The following is a 19,394-nucleotide window of genomic DNA, read 5'->3' on the forward strand; positions in this document are numbered from 1 at the left end:
CCTGGCTTAGCGTGAGGGAGACAATAGAACAATACCCCAGCCACCTGCGAATGCGGTCACAAGCGACGCGATGGGAGGAAGGGCAGGTCGCCTTCTTCCCTCTGAAGTCTTCTCCATCGCTCTGTCAAACGTGTGGCATAGCTGATACTCTCGCCGCATGACCGAGGATTATCTGACGCTCGCCCGCGACGCCGAGCGCAACTCTCATGCCCGTGAAGACGCCGACTACCCCCAGTTCCACATCGCCCCTCCCGTCGGACGGCTCAACGACCCCAACGGACTCATCGTCGACGGCGACACCTATCACGCGTTCTTCCAGTACACGCCGGAGCACCCCCGCAAACTCGTCTACTGGGGCCACGCGACATCCACGGACCTCGCCCACTGGACGTACATGGACCCCGCGATCCTGCCCGACTGTCACCAAGATGCCAATGGTGCGTATTCGGGAACAGCGATCGGCGTCGACGGGGGAGTCGAACTGTGGTACACCGGCAACTATAAGGATCCCGACACCGGTGAGCGCGAAGCGACGCAATGCGTTGTGACGACCCCCGACCTCGAAGTGTTCACGAAGGTCGTCCCGCCGATCATCACCGCCCAGCCCGAGGGGTACACCGCGCACTTCCGCGACCCGCAGGTCTGGGCGGACCCCGACCAGCCGGGCACCTATCGGATGCTCCTGGGGGTCCAGCGTTCCGATTCAACGGGCGCGGCCCTGCTCTATCGCTCCACCGACCTGCGCGAGTGGCAGTGCGAAGGAGAGATCACCTTCCCCGACGCGGCGGGCGCCTTCGACTCCTTCGGCTACATGTGGGAGTGCCCGAACCTGGTGCGCCTGCGCGATGAGGCGACGGGAGAGGTCAACGACGTCCTCATCTTCTGTCCGCAGGGCATCGAGCCTGAGGCAGAGGGTTTCGAGAACGTCTTCCCCTGCGTCTACATCGTCGGACACCTCGTCGGCACCGAGATGCGCGGTTGCGACGGCACATTCTCCGAACTCGACCGCGGCTTCGAGTTCTACGCCCCCCAGGTGTTCGCGCGCCGCGACCAGTCGTGGGGAGTAGTCGACGCCGACCCGGCGCTTCTCATCGGATGGGCGGGCAATGCGGGCGAGGACGACCAGCCCTCCATGCAGACCGGCGGATGGGTGCACTGCCTCACCAGTCCGCGCGCCCTCGCCCTCGTCAATGGGCGGCTCCATCAGCGCTTCTACCTGCCGAGCCTGTCCCCGTCCGCCGACGATCGCATCGACGCCCCCGCACTCACCGAGGAGAGCGGCGCCGTCGATATTGAGACGCTGAAGGGCTCGCGGTCTTGGATCTTCTCCGCGCGCGCCTCCTACGAGGGCGATTCCGCCCTGGACATCGATATGGGTGAGGATTGCGGCCTTGTGATCTCGATCAGCCCTTCGAGGCTCGTCGTCGACAGGTCGGGCACCCGCTACCCCCACGGTGACCGCCGCATGGTGAGCCTGGAGCCGACACAGGCAGAGGCGATCACCATCGTTCACGACCGCTCCATCACCGAGGTCTTCCTCGGAGGGGGGAGCCGGGTTTTCACCCTCCGCTCCTTCCTGCAGGGCGAGGGCGCAGGTCTTCGCCTGGAGGCGAGGGGAAGCGTCCGGCTCGACTCGTGCGAGGCGACCCGCGCGGACTGATGCGTCGTGCCGCTCGGCGCATCGCGCCACGAGGAGCGCCCTTCGCGTTCACTGTGCGGACATGCGGGGGAGACTGTTCACGCCCTCGGCACATAGGTGCTGATACGCGATGAACAGATCCCATATCACAACAGATCGCAATTGAGCAGGTCAGAGAATATTTCAGCGTATTGAATAAGCTGGGGTGGGTGCGAGTCGGAGCGATTCGCTGTGTCGTTCCCGACTTTCATGCAAATTGATCGCTCAAACCCTTGATAAGGACTCCTTGGGCTCTCTAATATGTCAAACGATTGCTATATCTCCCGGTTGACGTATGACGATGTCGTCTGGCAGCCGGGACCACCAAGAAAGGAACGTGGAGAGCAATGGATCACGCCAAGGTGGCGTCCGAGGTCGTCAAGGCCGTCGGAGGTGCATCCAATATCAGCGCAGCCGCACACTGCGCCACTCGTTTGCGACTCGTCATCACTGATCCCGGCAAGATCGACCAGGCCGCCCTAGACGACAACGATGATCTCAAAGGAACATTCGCCGCAGGCGGCATGTTCCAGATCATCGTCGGTCCCGGTGATGTCGACATCGTCTACCAGCACATGGTCGCCGACCACGGCGTGCGCGAGGTCTCCAAGGACGAGGCGAAGGAAGAGGCCGAGCAGGGCGGCAACATCTTCTCCCGCTTCATCAAGATGATCGCCGACATCTTCGTCCCGGTTCTGCCGGCCCTCATCGCCGGCGGTCTCATGATGGCTCTGAATAACGTCCTCCAGGCCGGATTCTTCAACGGCAAGTCGATCATCGACATGTACCCGGCTGTGGCCGACTACGCGAGCCTCATCAACCTGGTATCGGCAGCGGCATTCGCCTTCCTCCCCATCCTCGTCGGCTTCTCTGCGACCAAGAGATTCGGGGGCAATGTTTACCTGGGTGCTGCGATGGGCGCAGCCATGGTCTCCGGTTCTTTGCTGTCCGCCTACTCGATGACCGATCAGGACGCCGCTGACGCCTTCTGGGCGTACACCGGCGCCAACCCCACGTGGCACCTCTTCGGCCTCGAGGTCGACAAGATCGGCTACCAGGCGATGGTCATCCCGGTGCTGTGCGTCGCGTGGATCCTGTCCACCATTGAGAAGTGGCTGCACAAGCGCCTCTCCGGTACCGCCGACTTCCTGCTGACGCCGCTCATCACCATGCTGGTCACCGGCTTCTTGACCTTCGTCCTCGTCGGCCCGGTCACTCGCCAGCTCTCGGTGCTGCTCACCAACGGACTCGACTGGACCTACAACACGCTCGGCGTCGTCGGCGGGTTGATCTTCGGCTTCTTCTACAGCCCGATCGTCGTCACCGGTCTGCACCAGTCCTTCCCCGCAGTCGAGATCCCCCTTCTTCCGCAGAACGGCGGCCCCGGCGACTTCATCTTCCCGATCGCCTCCATGGCGAACGTCGCCCAGGGCGCCGCGGCCCTCGCGGTCTTTGCGAAGACCCGCGACAAGAAGCTCAAGGGCCTGGCCGGTGCCGGTGGCGCCTCCGCAGTCTTCGGCATCACCGAGCCCGCGATCTTCGGCGTCAACCTCCGCCTGCGCTGGCCCTTCTTCGTCGCCATGGGCGCCGCGGCGATCGGCGCAGCGGGAGTCGCGCTTTTCGATGTTCGAGGCGCTGCCCTCGGCGCCGCCGGCTTCGTCGGCTTCGTGTCGATCCGTACTGCTGACATCCCGATGTACCTGCTCCTCGAGGTCATCGTCTTTGCGCTCTCCTTCGCAGGCGTTTTCGTCTACGCCTCGACCCGTGGCAAAGCCGATATGGACGATCGCAAGGCCACCGCCGACGAGGACGCACCGGCTTCGCCTGCTGCCCCCGTTGATGAGGCCGCTGCTCCAGTCTTCTCCGCCGAAGCGGCAGCCGACTACATGGTGACTGCCCCCATGGCGGGGACCGTCGTCCCCCTCGCTGAGGTCAAGGACGAATCCTTCGCACGCGGAATGCTCGGCCCCGGCATTGCGATTGCGCCCGCCGGTGGACACGTCGTCGCTCCCTTCGACGGCGAGGTGACCGTCGCCTTCCCGACGGGTCACGCCTACGGCATCAAGTCGGCATCCGGCGTTCAGGTCCTCATCCACATCGGCATGGACACCGTCAAGCTTGACGGCAAGTGCTTCACGCCCCGCGTGTCCAAGGGTGACGTTGTCCGTCGCGGTGACATCCTCGCCGAGGTCGACTGGGCGGGAATCGCTGCCGCAGGCTATGACACCATCACGCCGATCGTGGTCACCAACAAGAAGAAGTTCTCCGACATTGCCCCCGTGGCCGAGGGGACCGTCGCCATCGGCGATGCCCTCGTGGCTCTGACTCCCAAGGAAGTCAACGCCTGATCGACTTGATTCTGGACTGAGGGGGCGGGCGCCGCTGGCGCCCGCCCCCTTCATGCCGTCTGTGGAGCGCCCGCCCGCAAGGCGTCGACTAGGCCGTCCATCCCTTGACGAGGGTTGCGGGGAACTCCACGGTCATCGTCGTCGTGTCATCCGATACTGCCGATGAGGACGCCTGAGAATCGCCGCGCAGACGGATCCTACCGCGTTTGGGCTTGCCGCTGGCGCTGTCCTTCTCGTCGATCTGTTCGAGCAGGATCTCCACCGCCTTACGGGCGATGAGGTCGAGGGGCTGGCGGATTGTCGTCAAACCGGGCAGGGCGCGTCTGACGGCCGTCGTCCCATCGAAGCCGATGACTTTGAGTTCAGTGGGGACATCGATTCCCCGCGACCGCGCCCACTCGATGGCCTCGGCGGCGGCGAGGTCATCGGTTGCGAACACTGCGTCGAAAGATCCGGCGACCGAGTCGAGTCGTTCATTAACGAGCCCTTGGCGTTCCTCTGCCGGGGTGTGGAAGGGGACTTCGAGGAACAGGGGTTCAGCGCCGTGGCGCTCCATGACGTGCCGATACCCCTGTTCGCGCAGGTTGCGTGGACCTGTGCGCGATGTGAGGAGCGCGGGCCTAGTCGCTCCTGCCTCGAAGAGGTGCTCGGTCGCCATGATTCCGGCAGCGCGGTTATCGCAGCGGACGTTGGGGATTCCCGGAGCAAGGGTCCTGTCGATCGTGACGAGGGGCATGCGGATGGAATGGTATTCCTCAAGGTCCTCATTGTGTGCGCCCGAAATAATGCCATCGACCCGGTTCCCGACGAGCAGATTGAGATATTCGCGCTCTCTGTCGGAGCGTCCCATCGAATTGCAGATGAGGATTCGATATCCGTGTTCAGCCAGGGCATTCTCTACTTCGACGGCGAGTTCCCCGAAGAAAGGGAGGGCAACCGTGGGGACGACGAGGCCGATCGTGTACGTCCTCATCGAGTGAAGTGCGCGGGCCATCTGATTCGGGCGGTATCCGAGTTCGTCAATGGCGGCTTGGACTTTGTCCTTCGTCGCCTGTGAGAGATAGCCGCGATTATTGAGAACGCGCGAGACCGTCGTCAAGGACACGCCGGCCCGCTCGGCGACATCGGCCAACGTGGGTTCCATCCGAGGACTCACTGGCAGCAACCTCCACAAACAGCGCACTCAATACATCATCGTCCGCGTGAATCACGACATGGGTATTCCCTCACAGTCTAGGCGCAACGGCGCGAGCCGAAGCCGCCGAAGAGCTCCGTCGCGGCCCACTTCGACGATGTGCAGCGGAGTATTGGGACCGTGAAGAGATGCATGTCACGTTTCCAAGAGTCTTGATGTTAACGATGTGGAGGCTGTAGGTTAAGGGTAACTGCTGATCTTCGGATCGGTTGACAGGGTTGTTACTCGGCTGAGGCAAGACCTGGGAACGTATCATGCGCGCCCAGGTCTTTTTGTTGCCTGAAACCACCTGCAACCCGCCCCATCAATACGCGACTCTCACGGGTTGCACACACAGGAAGGACACAGATGTCCACCAACCAGCAGATCGCCGAGGCGATCCTTAAAGAGATCGGCGGCGCGGGCAATGTCACCAGCCTCACCCACTGCGCCACCCGCCTGCGATTCGAACTCGTTGATGCGGGCAAGGTCAACGCCGACGCCCTCGACAAGATCGACGGCGTCCTCGGAGTTGTCCCCCAGGGCGGAGACCGCTACCAGGTCGTCATCGGCGGCGCCGTCCAGGGCGTCTTCGCCGCTATGCAGGCCCTGCCCGGTATGGGCGGAGGCATGTCCGACGCCGACGTGAAGGCCCAGGCGCGTGCTAAGGCCCGCGGCAAGAACGCCTACGTCGACGCCTTCTTCGAATACCTCTCCGACTCCTTCAGGCCCCTGTTGGGCGTCCTGCTGGGGGCCTCTCTCATCATCGCTTTCGCCGCGGTCCTCGACGCCCTCGGCATCGTCGATTTCCGAGCGACCGACAAGGCCGCCTCCTGGGTCTTCGTCGACGCTATGTGGAACGCAGTCTTCACCTTCCTGCCGATCATGGTCGCTTACAACGCCGCGAAGAAGCTCGACGTGGATCCGTGGCTCGGAGCGACCGTCATGGCGGCGCTCATGACGGCAGAATTCACCAGTCTCGGCAACGTCTCCCGCTTCCCCGACACGGTCTGCGTGACGAATGAACTCCTCGGGACTCAGAACTGCACTGCGAATATCTTCGGACTGCCGATGCAGCTCAACGGGTACGGCGGCAATGTCTTCGTCCCGCTCATCATGGTCGCGATCCTCGCCCTCGTCTACCACGGACTCAAGAAGATCATCCCCTCCAATGTCCAGATGGTCTTCGTCCCCTTCATCTCGATGATCATCATGATCCCGGCGACCGCTTTCCTCATCGGCCCCATAGGGGTGTGGCTCGGCAACGGCCTCGGCGTCGGACTGGCGTGGATGAACACGCACGCGCCCTTCGTCTTCGCACTCATCATCCCGATGATCTACCCCTTCCTCGTGCCCCTTGGCCTCCACTGGCCGCTCAACGCCCTCATGCTCGTCAATATCCAGACCCTCGGATACGACTTCATCCAGGGCCCCATGGGCGCATGGAACTTCGCCTGCTTCGGCGCCACCGCCGGCGTCCTCTTCCTGTCGATGCGCGATAAGGACGTCCAGATGCGCCAGACCGCGACGGGCGCGCTCGCGGCGGGACTCCTCGGCGGCATCTCCGAGCCCTCCCTTTACGGCATCCACCTGCGTTTCAAGCGGATCTACCCTCTTATGCTCATCGGCTGCTTCTCCGGCGGCCTCACCATCGCGATCCTCGGCCTCGCCTCGGGCGGCGTCACCACCTCCGCCTTCGCCTTCACGTCGCTGCTCACGATCCCCGTATTCAACCCGATGTGGATTTACGGCATCGCGATCGCCGTTGCCTTCTTCGTGGCCTTCGCCCTCGTCATCACCTTCGACTACCGCACTGCGGAGCAGAAGGCCGAGGCCCGCCTCGCAGCCGGGGCAGTCGAGGAGGCTGCTCCCGCAGCCTCGGCCGCGCGCACCGCGACAGCGGTCATGGCGCCGGCAACGACGGCGGTCATGGCACCCGTCGCCGGTAAGGTCATTGCCCTGGCCGACAGCGGAGACAAGGTTTTCGCCTCCGGAGCCCTCGGCGCAGGCGTCGCCATCATCCCCTCCTCCTCGAAGATCGTCGCACCCGTCGCCGGAACCCTCGCGACTGTCGCGAAGACCGGCCACGCCTTTGGCATCAAGACAGATGACGGTGTGGAGATCCTCGTCCACGTCGGCATTGACACCGTTCAGATGGACGGCGACGGCTTCGACATCGCGGTCGCCAAGGGACAGCGCGTCGAGGTCGGGGACCTGCTCGCCACCGTGGACCTCGCCAAGGTGGAGGCGGCGGGATACTCTACGAACACGCTCATGACGGTGACGAATACGAAGGCCCTCACCTCCGTCACCCCCTTGACGGGTGCCAGCGTCGAGGCCGGCGCCCCCGTCATCGACGTGGAGAACTGATCGACTGGGGCCGCGTCCGGGAAGGAGGATGCCGTGGAGCTGCTCCGCGTTTTCAACAACAATGTTGTCCTTGCCAGGCGCTCGGACGGCGTTGATGTGATCCTCACCGGACGCGGCCTCGGTTTCAAGGCCCAGCCCGGCCAGAGCGTTGACGAGGAGAAAATCGTCAAGGTCTTCGTCCCCTCCGATGGGAGGGACCCTGACCATATGGGCGAACTCCTTGCCGAGATCCCGCCCGAGCACATCCAACTCGTCGTTCGCGCGCTGCGCGAGATCGGCATCCCGGACGCGTCCTCGCCGACCCTTGTCGTCGCTCTCGCCGACCACCTCGGATTCGCCCTGGCGCGCGCGAGAGTGGGACAGACCGTCGAATACCCCCTGACGGGGGAAGTCGTCCACCTCTATCCCGACGAGTACGCGAGGGCGCGCAGTCTCGTCCGCTTCCTCAACACCGCCGTCGACGTCGAATTGCCCGAGTCGGAGGCAACCGCCTTCACACTCCACCTCGTCAATGCGGGATTCGCGACGGGGGACTTGTCGTGGACCTACACGATGACCGGTGTCATCCAACAGATCCTCGATGTCGCAGCATCGAGCATGGGAGTCGACCTCAATCCGACATCCGTGAACGTTGCGCGTTTCATTACGCACCTGCGCTACCTGTTCGTGCGGATCCGTACGGGGGAGCAGCTCCATGATGAGATGCTCACCGTCGTCCGCACGATCAACGAGGCGTATCCGCAGGCGAGCACGTGCGCGCAAACTTTAGCAGGACTCATCGAATTGCGCCTGGGAAATGCACTGTCCGCGAACGAAATCGCCTATCTGACGCTGCATTGTGCCCGACTTTCATCACCCCCTCCCCAAAAGTGAATCGAACCCATACGATGGGGCACAAGAGTATTTCTGTCCAACGATGGACAGACCTCTACCGGAAGGAAAACCCAATGATTTCACGTACCGTCACCATCGCATCCTCCGTCGGGCTCCACGCGCGTCCGGCTGCGATTCTCGCCGAGGCCGTCGATGATTCCGGCGTCGACATCACCTTGAACTTCGACGGTGAAGAGGTGGATGCCGCGTCGCTCCTTGAGATCATGACCCTCGGCGTCAAGCACGGCGACGAGGTCACTCTCTCCACCGATGACGACAATGCCGGAGCAGTCCTCGACTCCCTCGTCGAGTTGCTCTCGCGCGACCTGGATAAGGAATGACACCGTGACTTGCACGCACGAAGTTCTTCACGGGATCGGCGTCTCTGCGGGCACCGCATCGGGCCCCGCAGTCATCGTTCAGCCGGCACCCGGTATCGACACAGCGGAACCGCCGTGCACCGATCCGCAGGCCGATGGCATCCGCGTCCGCGAAGCGCTCGCAGTCGTCTCCGTCGGCCTTGAGAAGCGCATGGAGTCTGCTCCTGACGAGTCCAAGCCGATCCTCAAGGCGACGGCGAGACTCGCCTCGGATCGAGGGCTCGCCAAGGCCATCGACAAGAAGCTGAAGAAGGGCCTGGGCCTCACCCGAGCCGTGAGCGACGCCGTCGAGGAATACGCCGAGATGCTCAAGGGCTTGGGCGGATACATGGCAGAACGGGTGACGGACCTTTACGACGTGCGCGACCGCGCGATCTGCGAACTGCGCGGCCTGCCCGCTCCCGGCGTCCCGGCCCTCGACTCGCCGGTCATCATTGTCGCCCGCGACCTCGCGCCCGCCGAGACCGCGACACTCAACCCGGACACGGTCAAGGGCATCGTCACCGAAGTGGGCGGACCGACCTCGCACACGGCGATTCTCGCCGCTCAGCTCGGCATCCCCGCGATCGTCAAGGTCACGGGAATCCTCGACATCGAGCCCGGCCAGCAACTCGCCCTCGACGGCGGTGTCGGCGAGGTCATCATCGCGCCGACCGCGGAAGAGGTCGAACTCCTCGAAGAGCGATCGCGTCGTCGCGCCATGGCGCTCGCGGGTTCTTCCGGTGAGGGCGCCACCTACGACGGTTACAAGATCAAGCTCCTCGCGAATATCGGCACGGTCGATGACGCTGCGAAGGCGGCGACGTTCGACCTCGAGGGATCGGGCCTGTTCCGTACTGAGTTCCTCTTCCTCGAGCGCCCGGACGCGCCGTCGCTTGACGAGCAGATCGACACGTACACGAAGGTACTCGACGCTTTCGGCAAGCGCCGCGTCGTCGTGAGGACTCTCGACGCGGGAGCGGACAAGCCGCTGAGCTTCGCCAACCTCGGTGAGGAGGAGAACCCCGCCCTCGGTCGCAGGGGCCTGCGCCTGTGCAAGGTGCGCGAAGACCTCCTCGATACGCAGCTCGCGGCTCTGGCCGCCGCTCATGAGCGCACGAACGCGGACCTGTGGGTCATGGCGCCGATGGTGTCGACCCTTGAAGAGGCCCAGTGGTTCGCGGACAAGGCGCGCGGCGTCGGGCTGCCGAAAGTCGGCGTCATGATCGAGGTCCCGGCGGCCGCGATCCGCGCGGATCAGATCCTCTCCGTTGTGGACTTCGCATCGATCGGCACGAACGATCTTACGCAGTACACGATGGCGGCGGATCGCATGGACGGCGAACTCGCCGATCTGCTCAACGCCTGGCAGCCCGCGGTCCTCCAGATGATCAAGCTCGCCTGTGCGGGCGGACGGGCGACCGGCAAACCGATCGGCGTGTGCGGCGAGGCCGGCGGCGACCCGCTACTCGCCCTCGTCCTCGCAGGTCTGGGAGTGGCGTCCCTGTCCATGGCCCCGACGAAGGTGAACGCCGTTCGCGCGGCGCTGCGCCTGCACGACTTGGCGACGTGTCAGCAGATGGCGGCCTTCGCGGTCGACGCCCCTACGGCCGAAGAGGGGCGTGATAACGTGCTCAAACTCGTCATGCCCACAATGCTGGCATTGTTGTAACGCGGAGAAGTCGACTGCGTGTGTCAGCGCGGTCGACCGACTCGGGCGTCGTCCGCCGAGTACGACCCGCCATGATCTCGGGTGGCGGTGCGAGTCTTCCAGCAACTCGCACCGCCACCCGTCTTTGTATGCGGCGATGATTGTGCGCGTCAGCGGCGCGCCGCGAGACGCCGGATCGCATAATGGTGAGGAGTCCTGTTCAACGAGGAGTTGTCATGATGAACCTCGCCCATACGATCTTGTGGCACGTCTATCCGCTCGGCGCGTGTGGGGCGCCGATCAGGCCCACCGACAGAGCGGGGGACTGGGAGGGGCATCGGCTCGGCCTCCTCGAAAACTGGCTCGACTACGTCGTCGACCTCGGCTGCAATGGACTGCTGCTCGGCCCCGTCTTCGCCTCGACCAGCCACGGCTATGACACCCTCGACTACTATCGGATCGACCCCCGCCTCGGAGACCGGGACGATTGGGACAGTTTCGTTCACCAGGCCCGATCCAGGGGCCTGTCCATCATGCTTGATGGCGTCTTCAACCACGTCAGCGCCGACCATGCACTCGTCGCCGACGCCCTCGCAGGCTCCACCGGCATGATCCGCATGGTCGACGGCGCGCACGCGAGTTGGGAGGGGCACGGCGAACTCGCCGAACTCGACCACGCAGACCCCCGCGTTCTCGACCTCGTCGTCGACGTCATGACCCACTGGCTTGACCTGGGGGCCGACGGTTGGCGGCTCGATGTCGCCTACAAGGTGCCGACCTGGTTCTGGGCCCAAGCCCTCGCGCGAGTCCGGCGCACCCATCCCGGCGCGATCTTCCTCGGCGAAGTGATCCACGGGGACTTCGCGCAGATCGCCAAGGACTCCGCACTCGACATGGTGACCGCCTACGAAGTGTGGAAGGCGATATGGAGCAGCATCAACGACCGCAATGCGTGGGAGCTCGCCTGGGCACTCGAGCGCCACGGCGTATTCTCCTCCGGCACATGGATGCAGACCTTCGTCGGCAACCACGATGTCACTCGGATCGCCAGCCGCATCGGAGACGACGGCGCGGGCCTCGCGGCCATCATCCTGTTCACCCTGCCCGGAATCCCCAGCGTCTACTACGGAGACGAGCAGGCCTTCCGGGGCATCAAGACCGAGACATGGGGCGGAGACGATGAGATCCGCCCCGCCCTTCCCGCTTCGCCCGAGCACCTGCAGCCAGAGGGCGAGTGGCTTCACAGCCTCTACCGGGAAGCCATCGCCATGCGACGCGCCAACCCCTGGCTCGCCTCAGCCCGGCTCGACGTCCTAGACAAGACGAATACGACCCTCTCCTATGCTGCCCGCGAAGAGGCGGGGAGTCATGAACTCATTGCGCGCCTCGACATCACCGACCGCTATACGGCGACGATCACCATCGACGGGGAGCGGATCCTCGAGTGGGAGGCATAAGACTGCGGCCCTGCTCGGCAATCGCAGGCGAGGGGCGCAGCAGTGAGGCTCAGACGAGGACGAGGCCCGAGTAGTGGGCGCGTGCACGCTCGAAGCGCGCCGTCACATCCGCCCAGTTGACGATGTTCCACCACGCCGTGACGTAGTCGGCCTTGACGTTGAGGTAGTCGAGGTAGAAGGCGTGCTCCCACATGTCGAGCATGAGCAGCGGGACGGTGGCGACCGGGATATTGCCCTGCTGGTCGGTGAGCTGGAAGATCACGAGTCGCTGCCCGAGGGCGTCCCAGGCGAGGACGCCCCATCCCGAGCCCTGGAGGCCGAGGGAAGCGGCGGCGAACTGCGCCTGGAACTTCTCAAAGGAGCCGAAGAACTCGTCGATCGCGGCGGCGAGTTCGCCCTCGGGACGACCCTGACCGTCAGGCGTCATGTTCTGCCAGAAGATGGTGTGGTTGGTGTGCCCTCCGAGGTGGAACGCCAGGTTCTTCTCATGCAGGTTGATCGCGCCGTGGTCGCCCGCCTCGCGCGCGGCCTCCAGAGCGGCCAGAGCACCATTGGCACCCGCCACGTAGGCGGCGTGGTGCTTGTCGTGATGGAGCTCCATGATCTTCGCGGAGATGTGGGGCTCGAGGGCGGCGTAGTCGTAGGGCAGATCGGGAAGCGTGTACACGGTCATGTCATCCTCAAAATACTCAGATCAGTGGCCCGTCGGGCCTCGCGTGCATTCAGCGTATCGCCCTTTAGTCCTATGCGCCTAGGGAAACAGGTGGTAATGCAGCACACTTATGTGAATGCTCATGGGGGGCTCGGCTGAGCAGCCGAGCCCCCATATTCACCCCTCGACCGGTTGGAGGCTGAGTTCGATGAGAGGCTTGAGCTGATCGGCGGTGATCGGAAGGAATCCGACGAATTGTTTCATCGGCATGGACTCGATCATCGTGAGCATATCGGCGCTTTGGGCGGCTTGAGCCGCCTGCTCCTCACTCATTGACGAGGCCATGGACTCCTGGAGGACAGGCCCCACCACCGGGTGGGCGAACCAGTCGCCGACGGTGGAATCCATCGTCAAAGGCCGGACCAGGACGTCGCCGGACAAAGTCACCGCCGCGGAGACCTCGACTTCGTGGGCATTGGCTCCGACTTCGACCGAGTAGGTGCCCTCGGCGACGACCCACTGATCGCGGGTCGTGTCCCAGAATGCGAAGGCGCGCCGATCCAGGGGGAGTTCAATAGTGCGGGACTCGCCGGGCTGAAGCTCCACCTTGGTGAAGGCGCGCAACTCGCGCACCGGACGGCGAACCGGGCCCGCTTCGCCTGCCGCCACATACACCTGTACAACGTGCTTGCCGATGCGGCTCCCCGTGTTCGCCACCGTCACGCGGGCGAGCGCACTATCCGGCCCGGTCGCATCGACCTGTAGGTCGGATGTTTCGAAGGTCGTGTACGACAGGCCGTGCCCGAACGGGTAGCGCACCGGAATCCCGGCGCTCGCGTAGTAGCGGTAGCCCACCATCAGGCCCTCGCCGTACAGGACGCTTCCCTGATCTCCGGGGAAGTTGATCCAGCTCGGGTTGTCTTCCAATCGAAGGGGAATGGACTCTGCCAGGTGCCCCGAGGGATTGACGAGGCCGAAGAGCACGTCCGCGATCGCGGCTCCGCCGCCCTGGCCCAGCAGGAAGCCCTCGACGATGGCGTCGACTTCGTCGTGCCATTCTTCCAGGGAGACGATGCCGCCATTGGACAGGACGACCACGGTGCGAGGCGCCGCCTGAGCGACTGCCCGGATCAGCGCCACCTGATCGGCGGGCAGGTCGATGTGGGTGCGGTCGAAGCCCTCGGATTCCTCCTTCTGGGTCAGCCCGGCGAAGACGACTGCGACATCCGCCGCGCCTGCGACGCCGACCGCCTCGGCGAGCAGCGCCTCTGCGTCTGGTGCACTGCCGTCAGGAGAGGCTGCGCCCTCATCGGAGGAGGCGTATCCGAGCGCATGGGTCACCGTCACTCCCGCATCGGCTGCCCGTGAGCGGATCTCGTCGAGGGCGATATCCGTGCGGGTCGGGTTGATGTGCGAGGAGCCTCCGCCCTGGTAGCGCGGCTCCGTGGCCATCGCGCCGATCACAGCGACACTGCTTCTAGTGGGAGCGGCCTCCAGCGGGAGAGTATGGCCCTCGTTCTTGAGAAGGACGATGCACTCGGACGCCAGTTCACGGGCCAATGCGTGGTGCGCCTCGGCGTCGAAGGAAGTGCCCGCCTCGGGTATGCGCTCGACCAATGCGAGGAATCGTGCCACGGACGCATCCACCGCCTCGTCGGACAGCTCGCCCGAGCGCACTGCGGCGACGACCTCGGCATCGGTCGCCCCGCCGCTGCCGGGCATCTCAAGATCCATTCCCGCTGCTACCCCGGCAACCCGGTTGGATACGGCGCCCCAGTCGGACACGACGAGGCCCTCATAACCCCACTGCTCGCGCAGAACCTCGGTCAGCAGCCAGTGGTTGTGGGAGGCCGGAACACCGTTGACCTGGTTGTATGCGCACATGACGGTGGCGGGTTCGGCCTCGGTGACGACCTTCTCGAAGGGGGTGAGATAGATCTCGCGAAGGGTGCGCGCGTCGATGCGCGCGTCAATGCGCATGCGCTCGGTCTCCTGGTTATTGGCCGCGAAATGCTTGACGGAGGCGCCGGGGCCCTCAGCCTGCAAGCCCCGCACGTGGGCCGCCCCCAGGGCGCCCGAGAGCAAGGGGTCTTCGGAGTAGTACTCGAAGTTGCGTCCGCCCAGAGGCGAACGCTTGATATTCACGCCGGGGCCGAGCACCACTGCAGCACCCAACGCCCTGCCCTCACGGCCCACCCCCGCGCCGACCTTCGCCGCCACGTCGGTGTTCCACGAGGAGCCGACCGCCACCGCCGGTGGGAAGCAGGTCGCGGGTTCGGCCTCGTTGAGTCCGAGGTGGTCACTCGCTCCCTTTTGCAGGCGCACGCCGTGGGGTCCGTCGGTGAGGACGAGCGAGGGGATCCCGGCCTCCTCAATGGGTGTGGTAGTCCAGAAATCGCGGCCCGACAAGAGGGAGGCCTTCTGTTCGAGAGTCAGGGAGCGGATTGGGTCGGAGACGTCGGCGTGCGCGGGTGCGTCCTCCTTGTCGGGTGACGCCTCGCGGGCTGCGCGCACGCCCTCGATCGTGAGGTCCTCGGGCACGGACTCTGCCGCATTGAGGGCGGCGAAACCGCGCTCGATATCGGCCAGGAACTCTGCGGAGTGGGGGATCATCCCGGCGACCTGGCGCACGGTCACCGACTCCTGTCCGGCCGTGCCCGAACCCATATGCTCGGCGGCGCCCGGAATGAACTTCTCGATCACCGCTGTCAGCAGGGTCATCGCCGCGGGTACGTCCGCCAACACTCCCATCGGAGTATCGATATCCAGGTGGGGCTGTTCTTCCGTATCCGTTTCGAAGGGCTCGGTGAAAGAGTAGTCGCCGTGCTCGACCTCGTGGGACTCACCAGAGGGCAGAATGATGGTGGCCCGGGCCCCCACGGGCACGCGCACGTCGAGCCTGAGTTCGCCCTCGCCGATGGTCCACGAGGACGAGGCGAGCCCGTAGGGGGTGCGCAGGGTTGCGCCCGCCGAGGTGAGTCCCTTGCGCGGCGGGCGCGGGGCAATCGACAGATGCCGCCAGCCCGGCTCGGCCGTGTCGAGGCCCGCGACGACGCGGTGCATCCAGTCGGCCACAGCGCCCAGCGCATAGTGGTTGAAGGAGGTCATTCCCGAGGGGTTGACCGAGCCGTCGGGTAGCAGTGAGTCCCACCGCTCCCAGATGGTCGTCGCCCCCATGAGGACGGTGTTGAGCCACGAGGGCGATTCCGTTTGGAGCAGCAGGCGGTAGGCGACGTCCTGGTAGCCCTCATTCGACAGGGCATCGCAGATGACGGGGGTGCCGAGGAATCCGGTGGAGATCTTGTAGCCGCTGGCGCGCACGAGCTCGGCCAAGCGGGCGGCCGCTTTGGGGCGGGACTCTTCAGGCAGGAGATCGAAGCACAGGGCGAGGGCGTAGGCGGTCTGCGCATCCGACATGAGGCGACCGGAGCCGGTCACGTACTCGCTGATGAAGGCGTTGCGCACGCGGCGGGCAAGGTCGGTGTAGGTATCGGCGATCTCGCCCTCGCCGACGAGAGCAGCAGAGGCGGCCAGGATCTTCGTCGAATGCGCGAAGTAGGCGGTGGCCACGAGCTCGGCGGCGGCAGCGGCTTTCTCAGGGCGTTCGGGTGGGGCGGTCGGATCCAGCCAATCGCCGAATTGGTAGCCCTTGTCCCACAGCAGATCATTGCTTGCGGCGGCGGCGACCTCGTCCACCCAGGCGCGCATCGAGGGAAGCTGACGGCGCAGGATCTCAGTATCACCGCTGGCCCGGTACAGGGCCCACGGGACCACGGTTGCCGCATCCGCCCATCCCGCCATGGGGCCCTGGTAGCCGGTGACAATGGAAGGGACCACAGAGGGTGTGCCACCGTATCGGGCCTGTTCAGCGGCCAAGTCCTTGAGCCAGGAGCCGAGCATTCCGGCGGTGTCGAAGAGGAAGGCCGCAGTGGGGGCGAAAACCTGCAGGTCGCCGGTCCACCCCAGGCGCTCATCCCGCTGGGGACAGTCGGTGGGGATATCGAGGAAGTTGCCCTTCATCCCCCATACGACGTTCTCGTGGAAGCGCTGTAGGGTCGCATCTGAGCAGGTGAAGGTGCCGGTGCGCTCCATATCGGAGTGAATGACCTGGGCGATGATGGCCGGGTCGTCGCCGGTGAGTTCATCGAGTCGATCCTCCGGCCATCCGCTGACTTCGGCGTAGCGGAAGCCGTGGAAGGTGAAGGAGGGGGACCACTCCTCGGGGACGTGCCCTTCATCGGTTCCAGCACAGATATACGTGTCGGTGGCCCTGGCTCCGCGAAGCGGCTCGGTGGCCAACTCGCCTGCGTCCAGCACCTCGGCGTGGCGCAGGGTCAGCGTCGTGCCCTGCGTTGCTCGCACGCGGATGCGCAGGCGGCCCACGAGGTTCTGCCCGAAGTCGAGGATCGTTTTCCCGCTGGGTGAGGTGAGCCGCTCAACCGGGACTATCTCGCCGGTGACCCTTACGGGAGGACCGTCCGGGGCGACGAGGACGGAGGTGTCGAGATCGCGCACCGCGACGGGAGCCCACTCCGAGTCGTCGAAGTCGGCGGTCGACCAGGCGGGGTCGTGCAGGCGGGCATCATAGGTTTCCCCGTTGTAAATATCGGATTCGAGGATCGGGCCCGGCGCCCATCGCCAGTCCTTGCCGGTGGTGACGGTTGTGGTTGAGCCGTCGCTGAGTGTCGTCTCAAGCTGGATGAACGCCCCGAGATCATTGCCGTAGAAAGCATTCTTTCCGCCCCAGCCGAGATGTCCGCGCCACCAGCCGTCGCCTAGGCGCACGCCGATGGCGTTCGCTCCGCCCCTCACCAGGTCCGTGACGTCGTGGGTGCGCACTCGCAGGCGCGATTCGTAGGCGCTCCACCCCGGGTCGAATTCGACGTCGGTGGCGCGTCGACCGTTAATCTCCACTCGATCGAGGCCGTGGGCGGTGGTGCGCAGGCGTGCTCGTATGATGCTTGCATCGTCGGGGAGGGTGAAAGTTGTCCGCAGTTGCGGGCCGTGGCAGTCGGGGTCGGTGGGGCCGACCATTGTCGCTCGCCACTGGTTGGCGTCGAGGATCCCGGCCTCGACGATGGACCATTCGGACCAGTCGGAAACGGAGCCGTCTATGCCGTGGACCCTCACGCGGACTTCGCGCCCCTCGCGGGCGGCGAGAGGGGTGAACGGCCAGGGGACCAGCACCGAGTCATTCGATTCGACAATGAGGGAGCGTCCATCGGAGTCGTCGCTCAGGGGGCGCTCTGCGACTTCATAGGTGCGCTGCGTCCAGCCCGTGGGTGCCTCTGGGAGGATCCATGACATGCGCGGCGCGGTCTCTGCGATGCCGATGGCACTGCGGTGGTGTTCGAAGACGGGAGGGGTGGGGGTGATGACCATCATTACTCCAGGTGTTCTGCTCGTGGGACGGGGGCTCCTCTGCCCGCCGCTAGCACGCGCTAGTTTTGCTAGGCTATCTGGTGGGGCTCACGCGCGCAAGTACTTCTGTGGAAATAGTGATTCTTGCGGTTCTGCCTTCATATGACGACGCTGGAGGAGGTGCAGATGAAAGCCCGCAGGAGGGTTACTGCGGCAGATGTTGCCCGATCCTTAGGAATCTCCCGCGCCACCGTAGGTTTCGTCCTTAATGACACCCCGGGGCAGACTATCTCCGAGCCCACGCGCGCCAGAGTCCTCGCCGAAGCCGAGCGCCTGGGGTATCGCCCGCATCGTGCGGCCAAGGCGCTCGCCAGCGGGCGCTCGCATATCGTACTGCTGGTGCTTCCGGATTGGCCGATGGAGCATTCCATGCAATCCCACCTCGACCAAGCCTCTCGTGTCCTCGACGAGGCAGGATACTCGCTGGTTACCACCACGTCGCGGTCTGATCGCAAGACGAAGCCGCTATGGGAGGTGCTCGACCCGGATGTCGCCGTTTCGCTCGTCCCGTGGAGTAAGAAGGATCTTGCGTCACTCGCTCGTGTCGGCGTGCGCACTGTCATCCATGATCCGGGATCGACGCAGAATGAATCGCTACAGCATGATGATGAAACCTGTCGTCGTCTGCGATTCGATGATGGGCCCCGCCTCCAGGTCGAGCACTTACGCGATCGTGGCCGCATTCGGCTGGCCTATGTCTCATTGGATGATCCTCGCTTGGTCGACCTGACGTCGGCTCGTGAGGAGCGAGCGCGCCAGACGGCGGAGGAGATTGGGGGAGTGGAACTGATTGACAGTGCAAGTATTGACCTTGCCTCCCCTGGGCGTATTGAGTATCTGCTGAGTCGCTGGATCGCCTCCGGTGTTGATGGGGTCGTCGCCTATAACGACACTGTCGCCGCAGCTGTCGTGGGTGCAGCGCATCGCATCGGTTTGGCGGTGCCCGACGATCTGGCGGTGGTCGGCCATGACGATACGCCTCTCGCGTCCCTCTTCGTCCCCTCATTGTCGTCGGTCCATGTCGACTATTCCGGCCTCGGCCGCTTCCTCGCCGAACTGGCACTGAGAGAAGCCGGCGAGGGAAGTGGACCGGTGAGGGAGCCGGAGGCGGTCATCTACCTAATCTCCCGGGCCTCCAGCTGATCGTCCGTTTTGATTGTCGCGGGCGCCTTCAATCGCTTAAATGAATCAATTCATTATAAATGCTTGCGCGCGCTAGCTTTTGTGTCTACGCTGAACTAGCGCGCGAAAGTTCTAGTTGTAAAAGTTCTAGTTGTATCTGAGCTATTTGCGCGGCGCGCGACGACGGGTGCACAGACCTCGATGATGAATGGTCCACCGCCCCCTACACGGCAGTACCAACGCACTGCCCCGACATCCCCCAGCACGCAATGACGCACAGCGAAAGGCA

At 64.5% G+C, this 19,394-nt stretch carries 11 protein-coding genes; 8 read left to right on the forward strand and 3 right to left on the reverse strand.

Annotated elements, in window-relative coordinates; translation table 11 throughout:
- Positions 1 to 157: 157 nt before the first annotated feature.
- Together BQ7471_RS09640 and BQ7471_RS09645 are read left to right on the forward strand one after the other, a co-directional pair.
- On the forward strand, positions 158 to 1,660 hold the full coding sequence (locus tag BQ7471_RS09640; protein WP_076465845.1) for a glycoside hydrolase family 32 protein: 1,503 nt from the start codon (positions 158 to 160) through the stop codon (positions 1,658 to 1,660).
- A 365-nt stretch (positions 1,661 to 2,025) separates the two neighbouring features.
- A complete protein-coding gene (locus BQ7471_RS09645; protein ID WP_076465847.1) occupies positions 2,026 to 4,026 on the forward strand; it encodes a PTS sucrose transporter subunit IIABC in 2,001 nt (666 codons plus the stop codon).
- Between the two features lie 88 nt (positions 4,027 to 4,114).
- Here BQ7471_RS09645 and BQ7471_RS09650 read toward each other — a convergent pair whose 3' ends face one another.
- Positions 4,115 to 5,170, reverse strand: a complete 1,056-nt coding sequence (locus tag BQ7471_RS09650; RefSeq protein WP_076465848.1) for a LacI family DNA-binding transcriptional regulator — start codon at positions 5,168 to 5,170, stop codon at positions 4,115 to 4,117.
- A gap of 399 nt (positions 5,171 to 5,569) precedes the next feature.
- Here BQ7471_RS09650 and BQ7471_RS09655 point away from each other — a divergent pair, with 399 nt between their 5' ends.
- The 5 genes from BQ7471_RS09655 to BQ7471_RS09675 all read left to right on the forward strand — a co-directional run bounded on the left by BQ7471_RS09655 (position 5,570) and on the right by BQ7471_RS09675 (position 11,910).
- Complete coding sequence (locus BQ7471_RS09655) at positions 5,570 to 7,570, forward strand: glucose PTS transporter subunit IIA (protein ID WP_076465850.1); 2,001 nt, start codon at positions 5,570 to 5,572, stop codon at positions 7,568 to 7,570.
- Between the two features lie 33 nt (positions 7,571 to 7,603).
- Positions 7,604 to 8,443, forward strand: a complete 840-nt coding sequence (locus BQ7471_RS09660) for a PRD domain-containing protein (protein WP_076465851.1) — start codon at positions 7,604 to 7,606, stop codon at positions 8,441 to 8,443.
- A 74-nt stretch (positions 8,444 to 8,517) separates the two neighbouring features.
- Positions 8,518 to 8,784: an HPr family phosphocarrier protein gene (locus BQ7471_RS09665; RefSeq protein ID WP_076465853.1), complete on the forward strand. Its 267-nt coding sequence runs from the start codon at positions 8,518 to 8,520 to the stop codon at positions 8,782 to 8,784.
- Positions 8,785 to 8,788: 4 nt separating this feature from the next.
- The gene (gene ptsP, locus BQ7471_RS09670) at positions 8,789 to 10,474 is read left to right on the forward strand and encodes a phosphoenolpyruvate--protein phosphotransferase (RefSeq protein ID WP_076465854.1); all 1,686 of its coding nucleotides are present in this window, start codon (positions 8,789 to 8,791) and stop codon (positions 10,472 to 10,474) included.
- A 215-nt stretch (positions 10,475 to 10,689) separates the two neighbouring features.
- A complete protein-coding gene (locus tag BQ7471_RS09675) occupies positions 10,690 to 11,910 on the forward strand; it encodes an alpha-amylase family protein (RefSeq protein WP_076465856.1) in 1,221 nt (406 codons plus the stop codon).
- Between the two features lie 49 nt (positions 11,911 to 11,959).
- On the opposite strand, the gene BQ7471_RS09680 is transcribed toward BQ7471_RS09675, so the two are convergent.
- Together BQ7471_RS09680 and BQ7471_RS11540 are read right to left on the reverse strand one after the other, a co-directional pair.
- A complete protein-coding gene (locus BQ7471_RS09680) occupies positions 11,960 to 12,583 on the reverse strand; it encodes a superoxide dismutase (protein ID WP_076465858.1) in 624 nt (207 codons plus the stop codon).
- A gap of 156 nt (positions 12,584 to 12,739) precedes the next feature.
- Positions 12,740 to 17,947: a family 78 glycoside hydrolase catalytic domain gene (locus tag BQ7471_RS11540; protein ID WP_205408289.1), complete on the reverse strand. Its 5,208-nt coding sequence runs from the start codon at positions 17,945 to 17,947 to the stop codon at positions 12,740 to 12,742.
- A gap of 162 nt (positions 17,948 to 18,109) precedes the next feature.
- On the opposite strand from BQ7471_RS11540, the gene BQ7471_RS09700 reads away from it, so the two are divergent.
- On the forward strand, positions 18,110 to 19,126 hold the full coding sequence (locus BQ7471_RS09700; protein ID WP_076466363.1) for a LacI family DNA-binding transcriptional regulator: 1,017 nt from the start codon (positions 18,110 to 18,112) through the stop codon (positions 19,124 to 19,126).
- Positions 19,127 to 19,394 lie beyond the last annotated feature (268 nt).

It is taken from the genome of Actinomyces mediterranea, assembly GCF_900155595.1.
GTDB lineage: Bacteria > Actinomycetota > Actinomycetes > Actinomycetales > Actinomycetaceae > Pauljensenia > Pauljensenia mediterranea.